Annotated in this window: 24 protein-coding genes; 14 read left to right on the top strand and 10 right to left on the bottom strand. The window is 42.8% G+C overall.

Going from position 1 to position 26,154, the window contains the following annotated elements:
- The first annotated feature begins 39 nt into the window (after positions 1-39).
- Together IQ234_RS03045 and dnaG are read left to right on the top strand one after the other, a co-directional pair.
- Positions 40-1,179 (top strand): beta-ketoacyl-ACP synthase, encoded by a 1,140-nt coding sequence (locus IQ234_RS03045; protein WP_193955986.1) that lies wholly within the window; start codon positions 40-42, stop codon positions 1,177-1,179.
- Positions 1,180-1,320: 141 nt separating this feature from the next.
- Positions 1,321-3,225, top strand: a complete 1,905-nt coding sequence (gene dnaG, locus IQ234_RS03050; RefSeq protein WP_193955987.1) for a DNA primase — start codon at positions 1,321-1,323, stop codon at positions 3,223-3,225.
- Positions 3,226-3,237: 12 nt separating this feature from the next.
- Here the strand turns inward: dnaG and IQ234_RS03055 are convergent, their stop codons facing one another.
- The 3 genes from IQ234_RS03055 to IQ234_RS03065 form a co-directional block, all read right to left on the bottom strand.
- Positions 3,238-4,476 (bottom strand): lipid-A-disaccharide synthase, encoded by a 1,239-nt coding sequence (locus tag IQ234_RS03055; RefSeq protein ID WP_193955988.1) that lies wholly within the window; start codon positions 4,474-4,476, stop codon positions 3,238-3,240.
- A 184-nt stretch (positions 4,477-4,660) separates the two neighbouring features.
- Positions 4,661-5,821 (bottom strand): sugar phosphate nucleotidyltransferase, encoded by a 1,161-nt coding sequence (locus IQ234_RS03060; RefSeq protein WP_193955989.1) that lies wholly within the window; start codon positions 5,819-5,821, stop codon positions 4,661-4,663.
- 186 nt (positions 5,822-6,007) lie between these two features.
- Positions 6,008-6,304: a DUF4090 family protein gene (locus tag IQ234_RS03065; RefSeq protein ID WP_159252630.1), complete on the bottom strand. Its 297-nt coding sequence runs from the start codon at positions 6,302-6,304 to the stop codon at positions 6,008-6,010.
- A gap of 20 nt (positions 6,305-6,324) precedes the next feature.
- Between IQ234_RS03065 and IQ234_RS03070 the strand changes: the two genes are divergently transcribed.
- From IQ234_RS03070 to shc, 6 genes are all read left to right on the top strand, one after another.
- The gene (locus IQ234_RS03070; protein ID WP_002767846.1) at positions 6,325-6,813 is read left to right on the top strand and encodes a BlaI/MecI/CopY family transcriptional regulator; all 489 of its coding nucleotides are present in this window, start codon (positions 6,325-6,327) and stop codon (positions 6,811-6,813) included.
- The gene (locus IQ234_RS03075; protein WP_193955990.1) at positions 6,813-7,661 is read left to right on the top strand and encodes a M56 family metallopeptidase; all 849 of its coding nucleotides are present in this window, start codon (positions 6,813-6,815) and stop codon (positions 7,659-7,661) included. Before IQ234_RS03070 ends, IQ234_RS03075 begins: the two co-directional genes overlap by 1 nt.
- Before the next feature lie 2 nt (positions 7,662-7,663).
- A complete protein-coding gene (gene bcp, locus IQ234_RS03080; RefSeq protein ID WP_193955991.1) occupies positions 7,664-8,131 on the top strand; it encodes a thioredoxin-dependent thiol peroxidase in 468 nt (155 codons plus the stop codon).
- Positions 8,132-8,287: 156 nt separating this feature from the next.
- A complete protein-coding gene (gene rpsB, locus IQ234_RS03085) occupies positions 8,288-9,085 on the top strand; it encodes a 30S ribosomal protein S2 (RefSeq protein WP_110579346.1) in 798 nt (265 codons plus the stop codon).
- 116 nt (positions 9,086-9,201) lie between these two features.
- On the top strand, positions 9,202-9,957 hold the full coding sequence (tsf, locus tag IQ234_RS03090) for a translation elongation factor Ts (protein ID WP_193955992.1): 756 nt from the start codon (positions 9,202-9,204) through the stop codon (positions 9,955-9,957).
- 236 nt (positions 9,958-10,193) lie between these two features.
- Positions 10,194-12,101, top strand: coding sequence for a squalene--hopene cyclase (gene shc, locus IQ234_RS03095; protein ID WP_193955993.1), 1,908 nt, complete (start codon positions 10,194-10,196; stop codon positions 12,099-12,101).
- A 60-nt stretch (positions 12,102-12,161) separates the two neighbouring features.
- Here shc and IQ234_RS03100 read toward each other — a convergent pair whose 3' ends face one another.
- Entirely contained in the window at positions 12,162-12,557 is a 396-nt protein-coding gene (locus IQ234_RS03100) for a helix-turn-helix domain-containing protein (RefSeq protein WP_193955994.1), read from the bottom strand.
- A 118-nt stretch (positions 12,558-12,675) separates the two neighbouring features.
- Between IQ234_RS03100 and IQ234_RS03105 the strand changes: the two genes are divergently transcribed.
- Positions 12,676-13,671 carry a glycosyltransferase gene (locus tag IQ234_RS03105; protein WP_193955995.1) on the top strand — a complete coding sequence of 332 codons (996 nt, stop codon included), beginning with the start codon at positions 12,676-12,678 and terminating at the stop codon, positions 13,669-13,671.
- A 246-nt stretch (positions 13,672-13,917) separates the two neighbouring features.
- Positions 13,918-14,823: an Npun_R2821/Npun_R2822 family protein gene (locus IQ234_RS03110; RefSeq protein ID WP_193955996.1), complete on the top strand. Its 906-nt coding sequence runs from the start codon at positions 13,918-13,920 to the stop codon at positions 14,821-14,823.
- A 161-nt stretch (positions 14,824-14,984) separates the two neighbouring features.
- Here the strand turns inward: IQ234_RS03110 and IQ234_RS03115 are convergent, their stop codons facing one another.
- Both IQ234_RS03115 and IQ234_RS03120 read right to left on the bottom strand, forming a co-directional pair.
- Positions 14,985-15,275, bottom strand: a complete 291-nt coding sequence (locus IQ234_RS03115; RefSeq protein WP_185239536.1) for a DUF3288 family protein — start codon at positions 15,273-15,275, stop codon at positions 14,985-14,987.
- A 2-nt stretch (positions 15,276-15,277) separates the two neighbouring features.
- On the bottom strand, positions 15,278-15,955 hold the full coding sequence (locus IQ234_RS03120) for a hypothetical protein (RefSeq protein WP_193955997.1): 678 nt from the start codon (positions 15,953-15,955) through the stop codon (positions 15,278-15,280).
- A 299-nt stretch (positions 15,956-16,254) separates the two neighbouring features.
- On the opposite strand from IQ234_RS03120, the gene IQ234_RS03125 reads away from it, so the two are divergent.
- The 4 genes from IQ234_RS03125 to eno all read left to right on the top strand — a co-directional run bounded on the left by IQ234_RS03125 (position 16,255) and on the right by eno (position 20,776).
- A complete protein-coding gene (locus IQ234_RS03125) occupies positions 16,255-16,467 on the top strand; it encodes a hypothetical protein (RefSeq protein ID WP_193955998.1) in 213 nt (70 codons plus the stop codon).
- Positions 16,468-16,606: 139 nt separating this feature from the next.
- Positions 16,607-17,497, top strand: coding sequence for an indole-3-glycerol phosphate synthase TrpC (gene trpC / locus IQ234_RS03130; RefSeq protein ID WP_193955999.1), 891 nt, complete (start codon positions 16,607-16,609; stop codon positions 17,495-17,497).
- Positions 17,498-17,833: 336 nt separating this feature from the next.
- A complete protein-coding gene (locus tag IQ234_RS03135; protein WP_193956000.1) occupies positions 17,834-18,988 on the top strand; it encodes a pyridoxal-phosphate-dependent aminotransferase family protein in 1,155 nt (384 codons plus the stop codon).
- A gap of 504 nt (positions 18,989-19,492) precedes the next feature.
- Positions 19,493-20,776 (top strand): phosphopyruvate hydratase, encoded by a 1,284-nt coding sequence (eno, locus tag IQ234_RS03140; protein WP_193956001.1) that lies wholly within the window; start codon positions 19,493-19,495, stop codon positions 20,774-20,776.
- A gap of 142 nt (positions 20,777-20,918) precedes the next feature.
- On the opposite strand, the gene IQ234_RS03145 is transcribed toward eno, so the two are convergent.
- The 4 genes from IQ234_RS03145 to IQ234_RS03160 form a co-directional block, all read right to left on the bottom strand.
- Positions 20,919-21,827, bottom strand: a complete 909-nt coding sequence (locus IQ234_RS03145) for a LysM peptidoglycan-binding domain-containing M23 family metallopeptidase (RefSeq protein ID WP_193956002.1) — start codon at positions 21,825-21,827, stop codon at positions 20,919-20,921.
- Between the two features lie 19 nt (positions 21,828-21,846).
- The gene (locus IQ234_RS03150; protein ID WP_193956003.1) at positions 21,847-23,145 is read right to left on the bottom strand and encodes a homoserine dehydrogenase; all 1,299 of its coding nucleotides are present in this window, start codon (positions 23,143-23,145) and stop codon (positions 21,847-21,849) included.
- A 141-nt stretch (positions 23,146-23,286) separates the two neighbouring features.
- On the bottom strand, positions 23,287-24,642 hold the full coding sequence (locus IQ234_RS03155) for a (Fe-S)-binding protein (protein ID WP_193956004.1): 1,356 nt from the start codon (positions 24,640-24,642) through the stop codon (positions 23,287-23,289).
- A gap of 9 nt (positions 24,643-24,651) precedes the next feature.
- Positions 24,652-25,938 (bottom strand): FAD-binding oxidoreductase, encoded by a 1,287-nt coding sequence (locus tag IQ234_RS03160; RefSeq protein WP_193956005.1) that lies wholly within the window; start codon positions 25,936-25,938, stop codon positions 24,652-24,654.
- Between the last annotated feature and the right edge of the window lie 216 nt (positions 25,939-26,154).

Here is a 26,154-nt window from a genome sequence, read left to right on the forward strand (position 1 = left end):
CATTTAATATTCCGATAACTGATAACTGATAACTGATAAATGAATGTTGTGGTGACGGGAATTGGGTTGATCAGTTCTCTGGGAAATTTAAGTCAGAGTTGGCAAAGATTACTAGAGGGAAAAACTGGTATAACTAGACAACAACCCTTTTCTGATTTACCCGCTTTACCCTTGGGTTTAATCGGTCACAAACCCGCATTTTTAGAGGATTTAACCAAAATTGCCCTGATTGCTGCCCTCGAAGACGCGAAGTTAACCCCTCCCTTAAAGGATTGTGGTGTTACTATCGGTTCTAGTCGCGGTTGTCAGGGTTTATGGGAACAGATGGCAGCGACGGGAATAGTAGAAAACTGGCTAGATAGTTTACCCGATCGCGCCTCGGTATTGACCGCTAGAATTATAGAAACCGGCGCCCCAGTCTTAGCACCCATGGCGGCCTGTGCCACGGGCATCTGGTCGATCGCCCAGGGTGTAGAATTAATCAAAATGGGAGAATGCGATCGAGTTTTAGCCGGGGCGATCGAAACTCCGATCACTCCCTTAACTTTGGTGGGATTTGAACAGATGGGAGCTTTGGCAAAAAAGGGCTGTTATCCTTTTGATATAGCTAGAGAGGGCTTAGTTTTGGGCGAAGGTGGCGCGATTTTAGTCCTTGAATCGGAAGAACGGGCTTTAAGCAGAAATGCCCCCATCTACGGGCAAATTTTAGGCTATGGTTTTACCTGCGATGCCGATCATGTTAGCGCCCCGGCGGTGGATAATCGTAGTGCTACCAAAGCTATAGAACTATGTTTGCACAGAAGTCAATTAAGAAAAGATGAAATTAATTACATTCACGCCCACGGCACTAGCACCCGTTTAAACGATGAACGGGAAGCAAACCTGATCGCCAGCATTTTTGGCTCGCAAGTGGCTGTAAGCTCGACAAAAGGCGCAACAGGACACACTTTAGGGGCTTCAGGGGCATTAGGTGTGGCTTTTTGTTTAATGGCCCTGAAAAATCAGCTAATTCCCCCCTGTGTCGGTGTGCGCGAGTCGCCTTTTCAATTAAATTTAATTAGATCGGCTATTAATTTTTCCCTGCACAATTGTCTCTGTCTTAGTTTCGGTTTCGGAGGACAAAATGCCGCCATCGCAGTGCGGAGATGGGGGAGAAGGAGTGGGAATTATGAATTATAAATTATGAATTATAAATTATGAATTATAAATTATGAATTATAAATTATAAATTATGAATTGGGGAGACGGGGAGAATAAATAAAAGCAACTCTCCTGATAACTGATAACTGACGACTGATAACTAATACCTGATAACTGATTATGGATACACCGCGACTACATCCAGATACGATCGAAGAAGTTAAACAAAGAATTGATATTGTGGATTTAATTTCCGAGAGAGTCGTCCTCAAAAAAAGGGGAAGGGAATACGTCGGTTTATGTCCCTTTCACGAGGAAAAATCCCCTAGTTTTACGGTTAGTCCTGCCAAACAAATGTATTACTGTTTTGGCTGTGGTGCGGGGGGAAACGGGATTAAATTTTTCATGGAAGTGGGGAAACAATCTTTTGGTGAAGTGGTTTTCGATCTTGCTAGAAGGTATCAAATCCCGATTAAAACTCTAGCAGTAGAACAGCGTCAGGAATTAGAACAGCAATTATCCCTCAAGGAACAATTATACGAGATAATGGCCGTGGCGGTGAGTTTTTATCAACACGCCCTTAGTCAACCCCAAGGGGAAAAAGCGTTAGATTATCTCAAGGTACAACGACAACTAACCCCAGAAACTATCGCAACTTTTCAACTGGGATATTCTCCGGAAGGTTGGGAAACGCTCTATCGTTATTTAGTGGAACAAAAGCGCTATCCTGTGGCTTTAGTGGCACAAGCAGGATTAATTAAAGCGCGTCAAAATGGTAGCGGTTATTACGATCAATTTCGAGATCGTTTAATGATTCCTATTTTTGATAGTCAAGGACGTGCGATCGCTTTTGGTAGTCGTAGTTTAGGTAATGAACAACCAAAGTATCTAAATTCTCCCGATACCCCTTTATTTGAAAAGGGAAAAACTCTCTTTGCTCTCGATCGAGCTAAACAGGCAATTATTCAGCAAGATTTAGCGATAGTTGTGGAGGGTTATTTTGACGCAATCGCTCTCCATGCTGCGGGTATCACTAATGTGGTTGCCTGTTTAGGAACAGCTTTAAGTCAAGAGCAAATTAAGCTACTTTTGCGCTACAGTGAAAGTAAACAAATAATATTTAATTTTGATGCCGATCAAGCGGGAATTAAGGCGACACAACGGGCGATCGAGGAAATTAACTCTCTAGTTTATTCAGGACAAGTTAACCTAAAAATCCTCAATCTTCCCGATGGTAAAGATGCCGACGAATTTCTTAAATCTCGTGCTGAAGGGGTGAATAGTTATCGAGAATTAATCGAAAAATCTCCTTTTTGGATTGATTGGCAAATCTCGCAAATGTTGGTGAACAAAGATTTAAAACAGGGACTACATTTTCAACAAATAGCCAATAGTATGGTGAGTTTACTACAAAAGTTGATTGATAGCAATCAACGCACTTTTTATCTAGATTATTGTGCTGAAATTTTGGCTCAAAAAGATGCCACTCGTTTGCCTTATATTTTAAAAAATCTCTCTAAACAGGTTAATAAACCTCGGTTCGACGAAGCTCACCGTCCACAAGGAAAATCTCTGGCAATTAAGAGGAAAAATATTTTAGATAAATCGGAAAAAAATGGCACAGAAAAAGCCGAATGGTTATTATTATTAATCTATCTCCATTCTCCCGAATATCGGAGGCTCATTTGTGAACTTTTGGACGAAAAAGATTTAATTTTTAATGTCCCTGATTATCGTTGGTTATGGCAAGTAATTTTAGAGTTAGAAACCCAAATTACTAAACCAAGAGATTTGATGTCAGCTTTACAGAATCATTTATTGATGATAACTACAGACAAAAATCGTGATTTTAATTCTTTATTTCACTTAAATGAACATACCAGTCAGGAAATTTTACAGCCAGAAGAACAAATTAAAGATGCTATTATAGCTATGGAAAAAATTAGTTTAATGGAATATCGTCGCTACTGTCAAGAACAATTAATTAATGCTCTCGACAGCAATCAACGGGAATTTTATCAGCAGGAATTCTATCAAACTGTTAATAAATTAATCGAAATTGATCCTCACTATCAACAAGCTTAATTATCTAATTGCTTAGAAACTAGACAGTTGTTCGGCAATAATAGATACTAACTTATCCACTGCTCCTGCTTGCCCGCGCACTACCCGCAATTTTTGCCGGATAGCCTCTAATTGTTCGGGATTTTCTAACCAAGATATAGCTATATTTGCCACTTCCTCTGGTTGTAATTCCCCCAATAATTCTGGAACAATTTCGGCACCAGCCCAAATATTTGGCCAAGCATATAAACGCTTTTTCCGCAACATATAGAGATTAATTATCTTAGCAAATAAAGAACCCACCCCCGGCAGTTGGGCTAATAAACCGGGTAAACCGTCCCAAGTTCTCATCGCGTCTAGTTGCTGAGTCGGTAGTAAAATAATCATCGGGATTGCCAGCGCCCCTAATTCGGCAGTATTAGCACCCACCGTCGTTAAAGCTAAATGACAACGAGAAAGCTGGTTATGGGCGGGAAAATCGGTAATTAGGTCAACTTTTACCCCCTTAGCTGTTTCTAGATAGGGTTTTTCTCCGTTTTTTAATTGGGCAGCACTCCAACCGGTTTTAGTAATCATCGGATTATAGCTAGGATCGGCAAATTTCGCCAAATAAGCTAAATTTAGGGTAGGAGCGACGGGAATTAAGAATTTAGTCTGGGGAGCCTGCGCGTGGATCTTTTCAGCAATGGCTAGGGTTAGGGGTACACCCTGGGCTAATTTCGAGGGTTTGGAACCCGGGAGGAGTGCAATTAAGATAGCATCATCGGGGGTGATAGCAGTGGGCAAATCCACCATTAAATCACCGATAACAGTAAATTTATGCTGATATTGTTGGGGAATATTATTTAATACACTTGTATTCATCACGGCAAAGCGATCGATCCCCCGATACCAACGCGCTTCCCATTCCGCATAGATAACGGTGCGATAACCCAAACGTTTACCGATGGTGAGGGCAAAAAATTGATCGCCCCCTAAAAATAAAACGATGCCCTTCGGGTGCCAATCCCAATTATCGGCGGTTTTTCCCCAGAAAAGAAAATTAAAGAAGTTTTCTGGCGACTGAACTCGATCTACCTCCGGATATTTCCTAACTACTTCTGTTTCCGCCCCCATAGAATGAGTACAAGGGGAAAGGATCACCGAAATCCGCAACCGCGATCGATCTTCTGTTAAGTTTTGTCGCAATCTCTTGACAACTGGACGCACCCATGTAGATATTTCTCCAGGACCATTGGAGAGAATGAGAAGATCAACAGGAGAATCAAACATGATGTGTGGTGAGGTAGGAAGTTTTCCTTTTGGGGAGACAGGAGATAGGAAGTCAGGAGATAGGAGTCAGGAGTCAGGAGATTATTTTTATTTATTCTCCCCGTCTCCCCAATTCATAATTCATAATTCATCATTCATCATTCCCCACAACGCGCAGGAAGCGGTTTCCCCGTTGCGGTGTTGCCTACTTGCTATTGAATAAAGAACGAATTGCCTGATGTTTAGGGTGATCAAATTCTGGGGGAACCTTGCGGGTATCGGTAATCAACCAATCCAAGGCTGCCGCTTCCACATCGATCGCCGCGCCGGTTTTATCAACACAGTAGCGCCCAAAGACCAACTTATCCACCAAACGGGCCCCTGGACCGAGGCGAGAATATTCAAAAATAACGCTATTATCCACTGTCGCGCCGCCACAAATCCAACAATTTGGGCCAATCATACTCGGACCGACAATTTTCGCCCCGTCTTCAATGCGCGTCATTGCCCCGATATACACAGGTCCGGTGATATCGACTCGATCCCAGTTTACCCCCACATTTAAGCCCGTGTAGATGCCCGGTTTAACTTCGATGCCGGGGATAGCAACATTTTTAATTTTCCGGGATAACACCCCGCGAATTGCCTGCCAGTAGTCGGGGACTTTACCGATATCCACCCATTCAAAATCCATGTTTAAAGCGTAGAAAGGCGCACCCTTAGCGACTAATTGGGGGAATAACTCGCCCCCGATGTCGTATTTACTATTAGGGGGAATAAAATCAATGATTTCTGGCTCAAAAATATAGATACCCGTGTTAATGCAGGTACTCAAAGCTTCATCGATGGCCGGTTTTTCTTGGAAACTGAGAATCCTTCCCTCCTCGTCGCTAACTACCACCCCGTAACTGGATACCTCCTCTTTGGGGACGGTTTTGGTGACAATAGTGGCGATCGCTCCCTTTTCTCGATGCCATTTAACCGCTGCGGTTAGATCGAGATCAATCAGCGCATCACCACAGAGAACCACAAAAGTATCGTCAAAAAAGGGATTAAAATCTTGAATTCGTCGTAAACCGCCCGCCGATCCTAGTGCATCACCAATTAACTCGCCCTCTTCGATTCTACCCTCAAAAGAATAGCCGATATGCACCCCAAAACGCTGACCATCGCGGAAATAACTCTCAATTTCTTCGGCTAAATGACTGACATTCACCATGATCTGATCAAAGCCATGCTGTCGCAACAGTTCCAACAAAAACTCCATCACCGGCTTTTGTAAAATCGGGATCAGGGGTTTGGGAATCGTATGGGTAATCGGACGGACACGAGTTCCTTTGCCAGCTGCCAAAATCATGGCTTTCATCGATATTTATTTCCTTTTGCGATCGAGGTTTGTAGTTAAATCATGCCTAGTGTATCATTATCGGCTCGGAATCAGTGGTTATCGATCCTCGTGAGCATTAGATCAACCTAGACTTGCTGCCTAATTTTTCCAACAATCCGGTTAACCGCAAGCAGTCTAGGCGAAAAATGGCGAGCAAAAATTTGACTACTTGAGATAGTAAAAAGCGATTTCTTTGTCCTTGAGAGGGGCAAAATCGGCGGCTAACAACAGCTGATTTAATTCCTCTTGGGGGATATGTTTGGCCCCGATGCGGACAATTCGCGATCTCATCGTGTTAGAAACCCCGCTTCTTTGTCGTCCTGCTTCCAAACCCATTACCCGGTGATAAAGTTCCAATTTTGCCGGGGGAATCGGGGAACCATCAAAATCAATGCCATTAGCGATCGCCACATCAATGGCATCAGCACCCGTAGTTGTGGTTAAATTAGTTTCGGTGGACATAAAGACAATATAAAGGATCGTTGCTATTTTATCAGGCGATCGATATCCGCCGCTATGATCAGGAAAGTAATCTTCATTTCTGTGTAACTATGGCTCAATTGCCGACCTATCAACCAAAACAGCTATCCCTAGGCCCCCTAGAAGCGGAAATTCTTAATATTGTCTGGGAATTAGAAACCGTCAGCGTTAAGGATGTCCATGATCGCATTTTAGCGGATCCAGAACGAGATCTAGCCTATACTTCTGTAACTACGGTACTGCGTCGTTTAACTAATAAAGGCTGGTTAAGTTGTTATAAACAGGGTCGGATTTTCTACTGGAAACCGATGGTTTCTAAGGAACAAGCACAGGCAATTAAAGCCTACGAACAATTACATCGTTTTTTGGCTATTGGTAATGCGGATGTGGTGGCTTCTTTTGCCGATAGTCTTGATACTGCTAGTGTCGAACAATTAAAAGCGATCGCATCTCGTTTAGATACCCTGCGTCAACAACGGAGAGAAAGCTAATGCACGGTTCAATGTTATTACTAGCATTAACTATCGCCATTGGTTTACGTTGGTTTCTGCCTAGCTATCAGCGTCGTTGGCAGACAACGCTATTTTTCTTCCTCTTTCCTCCTTTGCTGCTGTTAATGACAGTTATATCGGTGGTTTGTATGGGCTATCGCGGGCAAATGCTAGGCTATAACTCCAGTTTAATTAGTTACTTTAGTGCCATAATTTGGCTAGTTTTTGCTCTATTTTGTCTAATCAAACTTTCCTATCAAACTTGGCAAACCCATCGGGATTTTAGCAGTTATCCCCTCAAAAAAATCACCGCTCAGAGGGCGAGAGTTTTAGCGATGGATTTTCCCTACAGTGCCAGAGTTGGCTTCTGGAAGTCGGAATTAATTGTAACCCAGGGATTATTAAATCTCTTGGATCAAGAACATTTACAAGCAGTTTTAGCCCACGAACAAGCTCACCAAGAATATCATGACACCTTCTGGTTTTTCTGGTTAGGTTGGCTGCGATCGATGTCTTCTTGGCTGCCCAATAGCGAGAATTTATGGTCAGAATTGGTCTTCTTGCGGGAATTACGCGCCGATAAGTACGCTTCTGGACAAGTGGATTATTTACTATTAGCTGAATCGCTGCTTTTAGTGGCAGAAAAAGTTAATCAAGTAGCAGAAATAAATTTTTCCGATAGTTGCTGTGTCGCTCTGAGTGATAATTCCTTAAATAATCGTTTATTAGAGAGAATCGATGCTTTAGTCGAGTCAGAAAACCCCGAATTTCCCAGATTTAACTATCAAGTCTGGCTATTGCTTTCCCTCTCCCTTGCTCCTTTCTTACTCTTGCCTTTACACTCCTAAAAATGACCCTAGAAGTTGGACAAAAAGCCCCGGAATTTGCCACCCCCAACCAAAGAGGGGAAATTAGCAAATTAGCAGATTTTGCCGGTCAATGGTTGGTATTATATTTTTATCCCAAAGATAACACTCCGGGCTGCACCACAGAAGCGATCGATTTTACCGCTTTGTCACCGCAATTTCAGCAATTAAACGCGGTAATTCTAGGAGTTAGTCCCGATTCAGCCAAGTCCCACTGTCGTTTTATTGAAAAACACAATTTAACTATTCAATTATTGAGCGATACCGAACATCAACTGGCGGAAATTTATCAAGTCTGGGGATTAAAAAAATTTATGGGTAAGGAATATATGGGAATTAAACGCTCCACTTTCCTGATCGACCCCCAGGGAAATATTGCCTATATTTGGTCAAATGTCAAGGTAAAAGCCCATGCAGAAGCGGTTTTGAAAAAACTTGAGGAATTACAGTAGCAAGCCCTCAGTACCCAATATTTACGGGTATGCAATCGCGCTCTTTCGTGTTAGACTAGAAAAGTTGTCAAAAATCGCACATCTAGGCGATCGGGTGTTTCTAGAAATCTAGAAATCCAGCCCTAGATGGAGGATAAACCCGAAAAGGAGAAAAATATGCCCGTTGTCTCTCTCGCAGAATTGCTAGAGTCTGGGGTCCACTTCGGCCATCAAACGCGCCGTTGGAACCCGAAAATGTCTCAGTACATCTACACTGCCCGGAATGGGGTTCATATCATTGATTTGGTGCAAACTGCCCAATTAATCGAAGAAGCTTACGAATTTGTCCGAGGAGAAGCCGATCGCGGTAAACGCTTTTTATTCATCGGTACGAAGCGGCAAGCAGCAGGAATCATTAAACAGGAAGCCTTACGCAGCGGCAGCCACTTTGTTAACCAACGCTGGTTAGGGGGAATGTTAACCAACTGGGAAACCATTCGCGGCCGGGTAGAAAGACTCAAAGAATTAGAAGAATTAGAAAATAGCGGCGCCCTCGATAAACGACCGAAAAAAGAAGCATCGGTACTGCGTCGGGAATTAGGCAAACTGGAAAAATACCTCGGTGGCATTAAAACCATGCGCCGGCTGCCGGATTTGGTCATCGTAGTGGATCAGCGTCGGGAATACAACGCTATCCAAGAATGTCAAAAATTGGGCATTCCCATCATCTCCCTCTTGGATACTAACTGCGATCCTGACCTAGTAGATGTGCCAATTCCCGCCAACGATGACGCAATTCGCTCAGTTAAACTAATTTTAGGCAAAATTAGCGATGCGATCATCGAAGGTCGTCGCGGTGGTCAAGCAGCGGTGGAAGAATACGAGGAAGACTACGATAATGAAACCGAGTACGAGGAAGAAGGTGATTATTCCCAATACGCCGCCGAATTTGCCAGTGGAGACGACGATAACTAGGGAAAATTAGCTATTGATTGCCGCTAGGTTCGGGGGGAAACTTTCCGGACCTATCGATCGGCAAAACCTGCCCCTCTCGTGGCATGATCAACTATAAGCAGTAGGTTAGGAATTTTATGGCGGAAATTACAGCACAACAGGTTAAAGAACTTAGGGAAAAGACCGGCGCTGGCATGATGGATTGCAAGAAGGCGCTGACGGAAAACGCGGGGGATATAACTAAAGCGATCGAATGGTTGCGTCAAAAAGGGATTACTTCCGCCGAGAAAAAAGCCAGTCGGGTAGCGGCAGAAGGGATGATCGGCAGTTACATCCACACCGGCAGTCGCATCGGTGTTTTAGTAGAAGTGAACTGCGAAACCGATTTTGTTGCCCGTCGCGAGGAGTTCAAAAAATTGGTTAATGACGTGGCGATGCAGATTGCCGCTTGTCCTAACGTCGAATATGTGAAAGTGGCCGATATTCCCGCCGAAATCTCCGCCAAAGAAAAAGAAATTGAGATGGGACGGGACGATTTAGCCAATAAACCCGATAATATCAAAGAAAAAATCGTAGCTGGCCGCATTGAAAAACGTTTGAAAGAACTTTCTCTGCTCGATCAACCCTTTATCCGCGATCAGAACATTAGTATTGAGGAGTTGATCAAACAAGCGATCGCCGCTTTAGGAGAAAATATTCAGGTGCGTCGTTTCCAACGCTTTGTACTAGGTGAAGGGATCGAGAAAGAAGAAACGGATTTCGCCGCCGAAGTAGCCGCCCAAATGGGACAAAAACCCCCGGAAACCGTGGCAGCAGCCCCGCAAGTGGAGGAAAAAGCCCCGGAACCGGCAGCGAAGGATAATCCGCCCGCTAAAGGCAAAAAGAAAAAGTAAGTTAAATTAAGAGCAATCTGGTGGGGTGCGAGTTTCGTACCCTTTTTGTCTTCAGGGGAGTGGGGTTACTTGATCAGTAAACAGTGAAAAGAAAAAAGAAATTGGCAACCAAAGCAGATTCCTTTATTGGATTGTTTGGGAACAAAAGCCCATTCTTTAGCTACTTATTAAAAACTTTGTAAATAAGATTATCTTATTTGTACTCGTGGTCCCTAGAGGTTGTCGAACGGAAAAAAATGCAGATTCAGGACAAAATCACCGAAATAGCCGCTAAAACAGCGAAAGTGATCGAACTTTCCCAAAATTATTTACTTTCTACCCAATACCCTGACGGTTACTGGTGGGCAGAATTAGAATCTAATGTCACCATCACCTCAGAAGCAATTTTACTGCACAAAATCTGGAAAACTGACAAAAATCGCCCCCTAGACAAAGCAGCCACCTATCTGCGTCAGCAACAGTGTCCTAACGGCGCTTGGGAGTTATTTTATGGGGATGGTGGCGATCTTAGCACCACTGTGGAAGCCTACATGGGGCTGCGACTATTGGGAATTCCCGTTAATGATCCTGCTTTAGAAAAAGCCAGAGAATTTATCTTAGCTAAAGGTGGCATCAGTAAAACCCGCATTTTCACCAAAATGCACCTCGCTTTGATTGGTTGTTATGATTGGCTGGGGGTTCCCTCTATCCCCGCTTGGATCATGCTACTGCCGGAAAATTTCCCTTTTACTATCTATGAAATGTCTAGTTGGGCACGGGGAAGTACAGTTCCTTTATTAATTGTTTTCGACAAAAAACCCGTGTATAAAATGGGTTTTAATCTCGATGAACTCTATACAGAAGGGGTGAATAATGTCAAGTATGAGTTACCAAAAAATAACAATTGGTCAGATGTTTTTCTTTGGTTAGATGGACTGTTTAAATGGGCAGAAAAAACTAATTTAGTTCCCTTCCGTCAAGAAAGTCTGCAAGCGGCGGAAAAATGGGTGATTGAACGACAGGAAGACACAGGGGATTGGGGGGGAATCATCCCGGCGATGTTAAATTCTCTGTTAGCTTTAAAAGCCCTAGGTTATGATGTTGACGATCCGATTGTTGCCCGGGGTTTAAAAGCGGTGGATAATTTTGCCATTGAGACGGATAATACCTATTGTGTACAGCCCTGTGTGTCGCCGGTTTGGGATACGGCTTGGGTAATTCGATCGCTAATTGAATCCGGGCTAAATCCTGCTCATCCAGCTATGATTAAAGCGGGACAATGGTTAATCGATCAACAAATTCTTGATTATGGCGATTGGGCGATTAAAAATAAAATCGGAACCCCCGGCGGTTGGGCTTTTGAATTTGACAATTGCTGGTATCCTGATTTAGACGATTCGGCAGTGGTGGTGATGGCTTTAGAGTTAATTAAAATGCCCGAAGAAAGTATTAAAAAAGCTGTGATGAAACGGGCAGTTAATTGGATGGCGACTATGCAGTGTAAAGCTGGTGGTTGGGGGGCTTTTGACATCGATAACGATCAAAACTGGCTTAATTCTTTGCCCTATGCCGATCTAAAAGCAATGATCGATCCTAATACGGCTGATGTGACTGCCAGAGTTCTAGAAATGTTAGGCACTTGTGATGTTAACATGGAAGAAAATCGAGTTAAAAAAGCTTTGGATTATCTGGAAAAAGAACAGGAAGCTGATGGTAGTTGGTTTGGTCGTTGGGGTGTAAATTATATTTATGGAACCAGTGGGGCGTTATCTGCTTTGGCTTTTCTGGAACCGAATAAATATCATCATCAATTGCAAAAAGGAGCCAATTGGTTAAGCAGTTGTCAAAATGTTGATGGTGGTTGGGGTGAAACCTGTTTTAGTTACAATAACCCTAAATTTAAAGGACAGGGAAATAGTACCGCTTCCCAAACTGCTTGGGCATTAATCGGTTTATTAGCCGTCGGGAAAGTCACCGGCAATTATCAGCGAGAAGTAATTGAAAAGGGTGTTAACTATCTTCTTGTTACCCAAAAAGAAAATGGTACATGGGATGAAGATTACTTCACTGGTACAGGTTTTCCCTGTCATTTTTACCTGAAATATCACTTCTATCAGCAGTATTTCCCTCTACTGGCTTTGGGGCGTTATCAGGCTTTAATTTAGTCCGTTAACCTATGCGTTAGGACAGGAAATAAGCCTAACTGTCTAACGCATTTTTTGTAACTAACTAGGAAAAAATAAATCAGGAGATATATTTAAAAAATTGGCTAATTTTTGAATATAGATAGGAGTTAACTCTTGTTGCCCATCAAAAATATCATCCAGGGTTGACTTGCTTTCAAAAATAGATAGCAAATCTTGCTTTTGTAGGTTTCTTTCCTCTAATATAAATTTTAACAATTCAATTCCATAAATATCAGGTATTGGCTCTTGATTTTCCTCATACTCATAAATTAAAGACCCTAAAACATTTAGATATTCTCTTTCTTCTACCGTTAATTGGGGTTTGTCTAAAAGGCGATTAATAACCTCCTGCATCATTTCTAAGTCTTCCTCATTGTGAATAGGACGAGGAGGGTATTGCTTTAATAATTCTAAGTATTTATCAGTGGCAAACATAATTTAATAATATCTATGCTCGATCGACTATTGCCTTTAGATACCTCACACCTTAATAATTAAGTATAGAATAGCCAAGTCTCCAAACTACCGCTTAACTAAAACTTCTATTATCCCGATGAGAAACCTCTATTTTCTCTTGCCCGGTACTACTTCTCCCTTTGGTGGGGGTGGACTGTGGGCAGAAATGAAAACTGTCAATTTGGCTAGTCAAATTTGTAGCACCCAGATTGTGACTTATCGTCAAAAAGAGTTAAATTATCCTTTTTTAGAGGATATAATCCCGAAAATAAGCTCCGATGACAGTATTTTTGTGGTTAGCTGGGGTTTTGATGTTCCTAAATTGGTGACAAGATTGCGATCGCATAATATCATTTATCATGCCCATAGTACAGGTTACGGCTTCCGTTTACCCCCTGGAATACCAATTATCACCGTTAGCCGCCATACTATGGGTTATTGGGGAGAAAAAGCTGCTAATGCTTTGATTTACTATCTTCCTAATCAAATTGGCTCAGAATTTCTCAATTTAGGCTTAGAAAGGGATATCGATGTCCTAGTACAGGGGCGCAAATCCTCAAAATATCTTCTCAATCGTCTAGTTCCCGCCCTCCGTCCCCACTGTCGCGTTAAGGTTTTAGATAGCTATGTGGAGGATTTAGTGGGATTATTCAATCGCAGTCGGGTTTATCTCTACGATTCGGCTGAATATTGGGCTGTAAACGGTTTAACGGAGGGTTTTGGCTTACCGCCCCTGGAAGCTTTAGCCTGTGGTTGTACGGTATTTTCTAGCGTTAATAGCGCCCTAGCCGATTATCTCGATCCCGGTTTCAATTGTCAAAAAATCGGGGCTTATTCCACTCAATACGATCTAGAACGTATTCTTAATTATGCCCGTAATTTTCCCGTTAATTCTTTACCGGCTAATTTTATCGATGATTATCATCCCGAAAAATTGCTACCACGTTTTGAAACAATTTTAAGAGAAATTAATGATTTCTTTGATATTAAAAAACGCTATCCGGCTGATATAGAAGGTTTAGAACCCCTGCGACTTAAAAAATTATGGATGCAGAGTTCTCTGGCTAAACTTAAGAAAAAACTGTTTAAGTAGCAGTGAGCTTTCCTTAATTATTCGCCAATTCAAAAATCAAACGCACCAACTTTAAGAGTTGACAGAGAAAGACTGATCAGCTATTCAGTTATCAGTTATCAGTGAACAGGGATATCGGGAGAAAAAAGCGTTCGACAAAAGCTCACGCCGAAGTCTGATGGCTGACTCCCCAAAAGGAAAACTTTCTACTTCACCATTAAGATAACTGCTATATAATTATTTCTAACTCTTACCCCTAGGATATTTATGAAGCGAGGAATTTACATTACCGCTAACGATCGAGTTATCGAGCAGACGATCGCATTAATGAATAGTATTCGTTTGTACGATCCCGATTCTCCCGTCATCTTGATTCCCTACGACAATAATTATCAAAAAATTGCCGATTTATTAGCAGAAAAATATGGCGTTATTCTCTATCCCGATCTGCAATTAGTGGAAAAATTAGCACAAAAAATCTATGATATTTTTGGAGAAAAATTCTTTGCTCGTCCCAATCAATTTCGCAAGCAGGTGTGTTGGTTTGGAGAATTAGATCAATTTCTTTATATCGATACCGATATCGTAGTTTTTGAAAAAATAATAGATAATCTAAATTTCCTCGATACCTACGATTTTCTCTGCTGTGATTACCAACACAAAAAAGGGATTACTGATGTTTTTGATCCGATTGTTTTAGAACAGGGAATCTTCACAGAAAATGATCTAACCGGGATGTTTAACGGTGGTTTTTGGGCTAGTAAAAAGAATCTATTCTCAGAACAGGAATTATATGGTGCTTTTCAAGAATGTGCTGCTCATCCAGAATATTTTGATTTTTCTCAAAAAACCTCCGATCAACCGATTATTAATTATACCATTCTCAAACGAGTTCCCAATCGATTTAATATTGTCCGCGCCCCGGGTTGTCAAGCGGGAAATTGGGGGGGAAGTTCTCATTTTCAACGTCAGGGGAATATCTTAATCGATCCGAGATTAAATCAGCCCTTAAAATATTTACATTGGGCAGGAATTCGCATCGAACCGGGATGTCCTTACTGGGATATCTGGAAATATTATCGTTATCTAGATGATCCTAATCCCCCCGCAGATCCGCCAGCAAGTAAACCAAAAAATCCGTTTCAGAGATTATTAGATAAAATCAAATTATAGGTTTTATTTTTGGTGCATCTCCTATTTGTGACTTTCTCTCACTTAATGGTGAACAGCAGCAGTTATTAAAAGAGGGCGAATTGTATTCGCCCCTACAATAATATTATTTCCTGAGATAAGGTGAAAGGGAAGAAGTGTTTTTTTCAAACCTATAGCTTAATTTAACTCCAATCCTGTTGCTCCTCGCTTTGGCGAATTTGATACACTTGTCCGTGACTGTGCAGTTGTCGAGTTTTTGCCCATAAACTAGCTTCATCTAACTGCCATTTTTCTAGGATTAAATCTAAATCTCTTTGGATTTCTCTTGCTCCCGGAAAGTTTTGATAACGTATGCGTAAACGAGCGCATTCAGCTAAGTTTAAATCATTAGGTTCTGATTGCAGTAGCTGATCAACAATCAGGCGATCGAGTCTTTCCTGTGGATGTTGTTGTTCTTGATTTTTACTAGCCATAATTAATCGAACCAACCGATTTCGGAATCCGTTAACTCTGTGGGGGTAGGAGTGGGAGCAATATAACGGGCTAAAGTTGCCATTTCAAAGTTATAAAGACTGGGTTTCTTCGGCACAGGTTTGGTAATTGGTGAGGGTTCAGGGGTGGGGGTGGGACTATTTTCTAGGGTTTTAATTTGATTATATAATTTTTCAATCAACTGTTTTTTCTCAGTCAGTTCTGTTTCTGTCTTACTTAATTGACTCGATAATTTTTCAATTAACTGTTTTTTCTCAGTCAGTTCTGTTTCTGTCTTACTTAATTGACTCGATAGTTTTTCAATTAACTGTTTTTTCTCGGTTAATTCCGTCTGGGATTGACTTAATTGACTCGATAATTGTGCCACCAAAGTAGTTTTTTCCGAGAGGACAGATTGTAACTGCTCGGTCTGTTGTTGTAACTGCTGTAAACTGACAGATAGTTCCAGATGTTCTTGAAGTTCTTTTTCCAGAGAAATAACCTTTTCTTGGAGAGTTTGCTGATTTTTCTCGGTTTTTTCTAACTCTGTTGTCAAGTCGTTAATTTTTGCCTGTAGGGTGGCGTTTGTTTCCTTGGGACGTTTGGGAGAAGGAGAGGTTTGGGATTCTACCTCTTTATTAGCTTCTGTACGGATGAGATCGTTTAAATTACCTTTGGTCATAAGCTGTGCAAATAGGATATTACGATAGAATCGGATACTGTCAAGAAATCTCTTGGTTTAGGCAATCGATAATTATTCGCCTGATATACGAGCTTGTTTAAGCTGGGGAATTGTTCCATAGGTTTTATTGTATAGCTTGAGGTCGATCGATCCCTCTCCATTTAAGTAATGAGAACAAATACCTAAATCTCAGTTTCGCCAGTAAGATTCTAAATTTTTCTGTAGTTAATGATACAGAATAGTAAATTTGTGTCAGACTGAAGGTAGAAGTTGATCGCACCTGTGGCAGGGATAAATTTATGAATATTGAAGAAAAAGCACGTCTTAATCTAACCCAAGAACGACAAGCAGAAGGAATGCTCGAAGAGAATGTCTTAACTCGTACAGAGGAGCTTTTGGGGGAAGGAGAGGCAGAAACTGCGAAAGCGCGGGTTTTATTAACTGAAAATCGCCAAGAAGAAGGAAAACGTCAAGATCAAATTTTAGAACGTTCGATCGAAGCTATGCAATAGCCTTTCGGTGAAGACTGGGAATATCCACACAAGTAGAGTTAAATGTCTGTAGAGACGTGGTTAACTGCGTCTCTATTTCAATTCCCGATAACTAATCACTGTTAAACTAATCACTGTTCACACTCTGGACAGTGAAAAAATGCAGATCCGAAGAAAACACCCCAATCCTGCCGTTAAAGTTGAGAGTTTGAGTTATGTGGTGAAAGTGCCAGAGGCACAACCGCAAAATATTTTAGAAGAAATCGTTTGGCATAAGGAGATCGAAGTCGATAAATTGCGTGAAAGGTTGCCTTTATTAGAATTACGCAAAAAAATAGCTAATACTGCGCCACCTTGCGACTTTTTAGCCGCCTTAAAACAGGGTAAAACCCAACCCGCTTTGATTGCCGAAGTGAAAAAAGCTTCCCCGAGCAAGGGAGTTATCCGAGAAGATTTTGATCCGGTAGCGATCGCCCGTACCTATGAACAGGGAGGAGCCACTTGTTTATCGGTTTTAACCGATAGTAAGTTTTTTCAAGGTAGTTACGAAAATCTTAGCCTCGTCCGGCAAGCGGTATCTTTACCCCTATTATGCAAAGAATTTATCCTTTATCCCTATCAAATCTACTACGCTCGCTCTAAAGGAGCCGATGCCGTCCTTTTAATTGCCGCTATTTTAAGCGATCAAGACCTAGCATATTTTGTCAAAATTGTCAAGGGTTTAGGGATGACAGCTTTGGTAGAGGTGCATAGTCTGGCCGAATTCGATCGAGTGTTAGCCATTGAGGGAATCGAACTAATCGGCATCAATAACCGTAATTTAGAGACATTTACAGTCGATTTAGACAATACTCGCCAATTACTAGAAGCAAGGGGCGAAAAGGTGCGAGAAAAAGGTATTCTGATCGTCAGCGAATCGGGATTACACACAGCAACAGATCTGGCGAAAGTGAAGCAAGCGGGAGCAAATGCGGTTCTAATCGGCGAATCTTTAGTAAAACTGCCCGATCCCGCCGTCGGTATCCAGAAACTCTTTGAAAATCGGGAATAGGAGTTAGGAAGTGGGGAGTGGGAATTATGAATTATAAATTATGAATTATGAATTGGGGAAGTGGGGAAGTGGGGAAGTGGGGAAGTGGGTAATTTCAAATAAAACCCTAACACCCCCCGCAACGGCTCGACTGAGCATCGCCGAACGTCGCGCACGCAGTGACCACCCTATCTCCTGAATCCTGATTCCCTACTCCTGAATACTGACTCCTGACAAGGCTGTCTCCTGGGATATAATCAGAGTCTGCCAAATCTTAAATCAACCCCTCAGAATTGATGCGATCGAGATTTGGTTTTTTATCTTTGTTAAATATGGCCCAACGAGAGAGGACGAACCATGGAAAATAAAAATATGTTGATGATTCCCGGCCCCACACCAGTGCCGGAAGCGGTATTATTGGCTATGGCTAAAGCGCCTATAGGTCATCGGACCGGTGCTTTTAGCAAGGTGATCGCCGAATTAACCGAAAATCTCAAATGGTTGCATCAAACCAGTGGCGATGTTTTAATGTTAACCGCTTCGGGAACCGGTGTCATGGAAGCGGGAATTATTAATTTTCTCAGCCCCGGCGATCGAGTTTTGGTGGGGGATAATGGTAAATTTGGGGAACGTTGGGGGAAAGTCGCGAAAGCCTACGGCTTAAATGTGGATGTAGTTAAGGCAGAATGGGGTAAACCCCTAGATCCAGAAGCATTTACCGCTAAACTGACCGAAGACAAGGAAAAAGCCATCAAAGCGGTAATTATTACCCATTCAGAAACTTCCACCGGGGTTCTCAATGACTTGGAAAGCATTAACAAAGCGGTAAAAGACCACGGGGAAGCTTTAATTATCGTCGATGCTGTCACCAGTTTAGGAGCTTATCCTATTCCCATCGACGAATGGGGTTTAGATGTGGTCGGTTCTGGTTCCCAGAAAGGTTATATGATTCCCCCCGGTTTAGGTTTTGTTTCCGTAAGCAAAAAAGCTTGGAAAGCCTACGAAACCGCCAAACTACCCCGTTTTTATCTGGATTTGGGCAAATACAAAAAAGCCACCGATGAGGATAGTTCCCCCTTTACCCCTCCAGTTAACCTGATGTACGGTTTACAAGCTTCTCTGCAAATGATGAGAAGAGAGGGATTAGCGGCAATTTTCGCCCGTCACCAACGCTTAACGCAGATGACGCGGGCCGGTATGCGCGCCCTGAATTTGCCCCTCTACGCGGCGGATTCTTGGGCTTCCACGGCGATTACTGCGGTGGCCCCCACTCTGGTGGATGCGGAAAAAATTCGCTCGACTCTTAATAAAAAGTTTGACATCGCTGTGGCTGGTGGTCAGGATCACCTCAAGGGTAAAATCTTCCGTATCGGTCATTTAGGTTTTGCTAGTGAGAGGGATATCCTCACGGTTATCGCTGCCATTGAAGCGACTTTAATCGAGTTAGGTGTCGAAGGTGTCACCCCCGGCGCCGGTGTGGCTGCGGCTGCCGCTGTGATGGTGCAGGGTTAATCTTAGGTTGCTTTTCCCCTTCTCCCCAAAGAGGGGGATTTTTGCTGGAAAATATATCCTGTATATCTAGGGTTTGCTATAATCCAGCCAAGGTAACAGTCAACTCTTGTGGGTTTTATGTTATGTCTGCAAAACAAAATTTTGTGTTTATATTTATTTTGGTGGTTAACTTTTTGTTAGCGTTATAGATTGGCAGTCTATATTAGTATTTTTCGCTATTTTTATCAATAACGTTGTTTTATTCTGGAAACTATTTTTTTCTCCAGAACCCCAAGGGGGGATACTGATCATGATCGCAATTATGGCAGCATTACTTTTATTAACCCTAGTAGTTGATAGGTTAGGGTTCCCAAATAAGTTTCCTTTTCTCAAAGTTAAATAAATATCAACAATATCAAGCCAAGAGTCAGTAATTTGAGGTGTAGTAAATAACAATAATCAGTCCACATCTAAATCTCTAGGTATAATAATTGAGATGAAACCACCTAGATAAGGAATAAAAACATGGCTAAAATTGCCTCGATTACTGCCAGAGAAATTCTTGACTCCCGCGGTAATCCCACAGTGGAAGTGGATGTAATCTTAGATGATGGTAGCAAAGGCAGGGCCGCCGTGCCTTCGGGGGCATCTACGGGGATCAATGAAGCTTGGGAGTTGCGAGATGGTGATGATAAACGCTACGGTGGCAAAGGAGTGTTAAAAGCAGTAGCCCACGTCAAGGGAGCGATCGCCAATGCCCTGCAAGGAGCCGAAGCCAGCCAACAAACAGCGATCGATCAAACCATGTTAGAACTCGATGGTACAGCCAATAAGAAAAATTTGGGAGCCAATGCCATTTTGGGAGTGTCTATGGCAGTGGCTCGGGCAGCGGCTGCTTCTGAAAATATGCCTCTATATCGTTATTTGGGCGGTGAGGAAGCGAATCTCTTACCAACTCCCTGTTTTAATATCCTTAACGGCGGTGTTCATGCCGATAACACCGTTGATTTTCAGGAGTATAAATTAGTTCCCGTCGGTGCGCCCAGTTTTACGGAAGCTTTACGCATGGGAGCAGAAGTCTATCACGTTCTCAAATCGATTTTAAAACAAAAAGGTTACTATACCGGCGTCGGTGATGAGGGCGGTTTTGCCCCTAGTTTAAAGGCTAACGTGGAGGCGGTAGAGTTAATTTTGGCTGGAATTGAAAAAGCCGGTTACAAACCGGGAGAAGATTTTGCCATCGCTCTGGATCCTGCCACTAGCGAACTTTGGCGTGATGGCGGTTACTACGAATTTTTCAAATCCGATCAAAGTCGGAAATCTTCCGAGGAAATGATCGATATGTGGGAAAGTTGGCTGAATCAATACCCAATCGTTTCCCTCGAAGATGGTTTAGGTGAAAAAGATTGGCAGGGTTGGCAAGAATTGACCAAACGCTTAGGCGATCGCATTCAACTGGTAGGAGACGATATTTTCTGTACCAATCCGAAAATTATTCAGGAAGCGATCGATCGAGGTGTTGCCAATGCCTCTTTAATTAAAGTCAATCAGATCGGCAGCGTCACGGAAACCCTAGAAGCGATTAAAATCGCTCGTTCTGGCGGTTATACTGTGTATATTAGCCATCGTTCTGGGGAAACTCCCGATGATTTTATCGCAGATCTCTCCGTTGCAACCTCGGCAGCTCAATTAAAAACTGGCGCTCCCTGTCGTGGTGAACGTCTGGCCAAATATAATCAGTTACTCCGCATCGAGGCAGAATTAGGTGCAGCCGCTCGTTATGCCGGTTGGCAGAATTTCCGCCAATAATCAGGGTTGAAGGGATAGTGAAGAGCCATAAAAGCCGCTTTCTCGATCCCTCTTTGATAGCAAATCGGTTATTTGGGTTTACTTTTTAGCCTCTCAGGGTAAGTCAAAAAATTTTACCCAACCTCTACACCCCACCCCCTATCTACTTTTCAGGCTCTTTGTCCCTCCGTGAGGGCAAATGCAAAGCGGGATCCTGCGCTGTCCAACCGACGGGAGTATCTAAGCGCACCTCAAAATGAAGATGGGGGGGAATAATATCCGGTTGTCCGGTGGTGCCAACCGCACCGATAACGTCTCCTGCTCGTACCCGTTGGTCAATTCTCACTGTAACCCTGCTTAAATGGGCATAACGGGTCTGCCGGCGACCTAAATGATTAATTACTACCAAATTACCATAAGCTCCCTCCTGACCCACATAAATCACTAGACCATCCTCGGCAGCTAGGACGGGTGTACCAATTGGTGCAAGAAGATCAATACCACTATGAAAGAGATTTTTCTGTTCCGTGGGGCTTTTTTGCCAACCGTAGGCTAATCCGACAGTGCTGGCCAAGGGTAAGGGATAAGAACTTAATCCAGTATAATCCGATCGCTTGCTGGCGGCGGACCAATTGCTGCCGGGGATAAAAACTATTGTCGGCCGGCGACCACAACCGTTAAGCTCAAAGAGGATATCTGCACGAATACCATAGGCCGCTTCTAAATCGCGCCAAGTGGAACCCTTGGGTGCTTCGATGCGAATGCCATTCATCGGGGGAATGAAGATTTCTTTCCCCACGGGGGCCAAACCATTTTTAAGAATAGTCGGATTGAGTTTAATTATCGTTGCCGGGATGAGAGCGTATTTTTCGGCGATGGAGGCGATCGTTTCTCCCGCTTGGATTTTATGGCGTTGTAACCTTGATAAAATCGGCAGGGGACAAACATTATCAGACCCTTGGGCAAAAATTAATTTTTGATTTAAGCTCAAAAAACCTAGACAAAAAAACAAAATTGTGCTAGTCAAACTTAGCCAACTTTTCTCACTTCTGATTCTCCGACCCATGACCATAAAAAAAGAGATCTCTTAATTACAAAACTCGGAGAATACTAGGAATACTGTCAATAGCTTCTAAAGACTCTATGGCTGCTAAAGCGTTGCGGAAATTGCCCTCGCGCACATCGTGGGTGACAACGACAATTTCGGCTAAATCACCTCTAATACCAATTTGTACCACGGATTCTAGACTAACCCCATGGTTGCCGAAAGCCATACCTAAATGACCGATTACCCCCGGCACATCGCGACAGAGAAAACGAGCATAAAAACGGGTCGATAACGACTCCATCGGAGCGATTTGACAATAATGCTGGTGAATACAGCTTAAAAGCGGGTCAAGTTCCTTGGTTTTGCCACTACTTTTTAAGATTCCGACGATATTCATCACATCCGATACTACCGCACTGGCCGTCGGTCCGCCACCGGCACCCGGTCCGTAAAACATCACTTGTCCCAAGGGTTCCCCCTCGACCAGAATAGCGTTATAGACTCCGTTAGCATTAGCGAGGGGATGGGTTTTCGGTACTAGGGTTGGATGAACCCGCAACTCTAGGGTATCGGAATCCTCCTTAACCGTATCTTTTGCGATCGCTAACAATTTAATCACAAATCCCAGTCTATCAGCGTAGGCGATATCGACGGCACTAACTTGCCGGATACCTTCACAGTAAACATCTTCCCGTTTTACCCGACCTCCAAAACCCAGAGAGGCTAAAATAGCGATTTTATCGGCTGCATCGAATCCATCCACGTCCGCAGTGGGATCCGCTTCCGCATAGCCTAATTCCTGAGCTTTGGCCAGAACTTCGCTAAAATCTGCCCCTTTTTGGCTCATTTCGGTGAGAATATAGTTAGTTGTGCCGTTGACAATTCCCATGATGCTGCTGATACGATTAGCGCCGAGGGATTGTTTTAAGGGTTTAATGACGGGAATTCCACCACCCACGGCCGCTTCTAGGAGGACATAAACCCCCTTTTCATTAGCCTTGGCGTAGATTTCATCGCCAAAACGGGCAATAACCGCCTTATTTGCCGTAACAACGTGCTTTCCCGATGCGATTGCTTGGAGAATTAAAGAGCGTGCCGGTTCCAAACCCCCCAATAATTCGACAATAATATCAATTTCGGGGTCAGTAACGATCGATTCTAGGTCAGTGGTCAATAGTTGGGGAGAAAGCTCGATTTCTCTGGGTTTATCTAGGGATCTAACTCCCACTCGTCCAATGGTAATCTCTTTGAGTACGGGATGACGACCAAAAGGATCGAGGAGGATTTTCGCTGTTCCCGTCCCCACAACCCCGAAACCGAGTAAACCAATCTTAAAGGTCACGCTTTTATCTCCTGCTAGTCCGACGCAAAAAATACTAATAGTTAAGCCATCGCCATGGTCGATTCTATCATTACAAGGTCTTTGTCTGTGGGGTTTTCTTTTGCTTTCCTGACACCACTAACACAACTCAAATGGTGGAAGTTAGCCAATTTTCAGCCCGCGAATGGCATAATCTAATAATTCGATAGGATGAATAACGGGTGTATCTTTTCCCTGTAATTGTAGATGTTTTTTAATTTGTAGGGAACAACCGGGATTAGGGGAAGCAATCACCGCAGCCCCAGTATTTAATAAATTGCGTACTTTCTGCTGACCTAATTCATCGGCAGTATCTGGCTGTAGCATATTATAAACTCCGGCACTGCCACAACACAAGGCCGCATCGATAGGTTCTTTTAAGTTAATATTGGGGATTTTTTGCAATAATTGCCGTGGCTGCACCGAGATTTTTTGTCCGTGTAAAAGATGACAGGCATCTTGATAAACTAGGGTTAATTCTGTCTCGGTAATCGGGGATAAATCAGCAGTTAATCCCACTGTTGCTAAAAATTCTTGAGCATCGCGTACTTTAGCCACAAACTCCTTAGCCTTATCTTTATACTCAGGATCGTCAGCTAAAATATGATGATATTCCTTGAGAGTATGACCACAACCCGCCGCGTTGATAATAATATAATCAACCTCGGTTTCTGCGAAACTATCGATCATTTGTCTGGCTAAACTTTGTGCTTGTTTTTCCTGTCCTTGATGTGCGGGTAAAGCGGCACAACAACCCTGGGTTTTTGGGATAACCACTTCACAACCATTGGCAGTTAAAACCCGCACTGTCGCTTCATTTACTGGCGAGAAAAAGAGTCTCTGCACACAACCTAAAACTACTCCCACCCGATAGCGTTTTTCAGTTTGGGAGGGAATAACATCGGCATAGTTTTTAAACAGAGAATTTAGAGTAATTTTGGGTAAAATTGATTCCATGGCCGCTAGACGGGGAAAGAGCATTTTTAAGATACCCGATTTCCTGACTAGGGTTTGTAATCCTAGGGTTTGATATAACCAGAGGAAAGGTAAAAATAATTTGAGACGGACGGGATAGGGAAAGAGATTAAAAATGAGAAAACGAATAATTTTATCTTTAAAACTGCGGGGTTGATTGCGTTCCACCTGCGGACGAACTGCGGCGATTAATTGATCGTATTGTACTCCCGATGGACAGGTACTAACACAGGCTAAACAACCTAAACAAGTATCAAAATGTTGGCTAGTGGTTTCGTCTAAAACTGCTTCCCCTTTGTTGATGGCATTCATCAGATAAATTCTACCCCGGGGGGAGTCCATTTCCTTGCCAATGACTCGATAACTGGGACAGGTAGAAAGACAAAAACCACAGTGAACACAACTATCGATTAATTCTTGAGCGGGGGGATTTTTGGGGTCAAATCCTTGATTTTTTTGGTCGATTAATTCTTGAAAGTTAAGGGAATGTTCGGAGGTTTGCATAATTTTTCATTAGATTTTGTTAAGAAAGCGTTCAGGACTAAAAATACCGTGAGGATCGAATTTATTTTTTAGGGTTTTCATCATGGTAATCGCGTTACCTATATAACCCCAAGGTTCAATTTTTTCTTTTAGGGATGGAGGTGCGGTTAACACCGTTAGATAACCCTGATTGGCACTGCATAAAGAGCGAATTTTGTCAAGATTTTCCTCCGATTTTAAGATAACTTTACCCACCCCGCTACTAATATTAATCGAGGCTAGTCCGTTAATTTGGTCGATAACTAGAGCTAAACTGCTGGGTAATAATCCTATTTTGCCGAAAAAATTGCCCTCTTGGTCATAATTATCCATTGTTTTTCGGTATCTTTGCCATAGAGAAACTTCTTCCTCATCCCGATAATAATTAGTCTGACAATCTAACTGTTGTCCCAAATAACTCACCTGTTGCGATTGTTCGCTAATACTTTCGGGAATGCTTTGAAAACGCAGCAGTAAAGCGATTTTTTCCCCTAATCCTAGTGCTTGCGTCATCCCTGGGTTTAAACATTCAGCCACGGTGGGAGTTAAGGCCGATTGCCGCATAACTTGACTCAATTTGCTAATATTTTCGCTATTTCCAGTGATGATCAGGGTTTCTGAGTTAGCGGTTTCGGGATACAGTCGTAGGGTAATCTGATCGATAATCCCCAAAGTGCCATAGGAACCCGTAAATAGCTTCATCATGTCGTATCCCGCCACATTCTTGACCACACGCCCTCCCGCTTTAGCAATCTCGCCATCGTGACGGATAAAGGAGAATCCTAGGATCAGATCCCGGACTCCACCGTATCTTTGCCGCCATGTTCCCGCATCAGCCGTGGCCATAATACCGCCAATCGTGGCATTATCGGCGTAACTGGGATCAAGAGGAATAAATTGACCGCTAGGAGCCAAAAAAGCCTGTAAATCTGCTAGTTTAAGCCCAGATTCCACGGTTATAGTTAAATCTCCCCTAGCATGGTCAATAATCCGGTTGAGATTTTGGGTACTGACTAAAATATCCGGCGACTCGACTAATCCACCCCAATCTAATTTACTACCTTGACCGTAGGCCAATAAAGACAGACGATTTTCGTTGGCAAAACGCACCAGAGAGACTAAAGCGGCCGTATTAGCGGGATAGACTATAATTTCAGGACTTTTGCCCCTAATTGCCCTTGATAATCTTTCTTGTTCCTCTTTTGGCACTTGTGGCCAGGCCATAACCGTCGTGTCGGCGGGTAAAATAGAAGTTATCTGGGCAGCAATCGCAGTCATATTTGAGAAAAGAATTGAGGAGTGAGGAGTCAGGACTTACCGGCGAATAATGCCGAAGAATGGGGGTAATGCTAGGGCTAATCAGTAATTTTCAGCCTCTATTAATCAGATTACCTTAGTTTGGCTCTCCATCTCCGGTGTCGGGCAATTCCAGCCATACTGAGGCACAAAGAAGTCAGCTAATAACTAACTGCTGAATTAGCCATACACTCGTGT

This window comes from Microcystis aeruginosa LEGE 91341, assembly GCF_015206885.1.
Classification (GTDB): domain Bacteria; phylum Cyanobacteriota; class Cyanobacteriia; order Cyanobacteriales; family Microcystaceae; genus Microcystis; species Microcystis aeruginosa_H.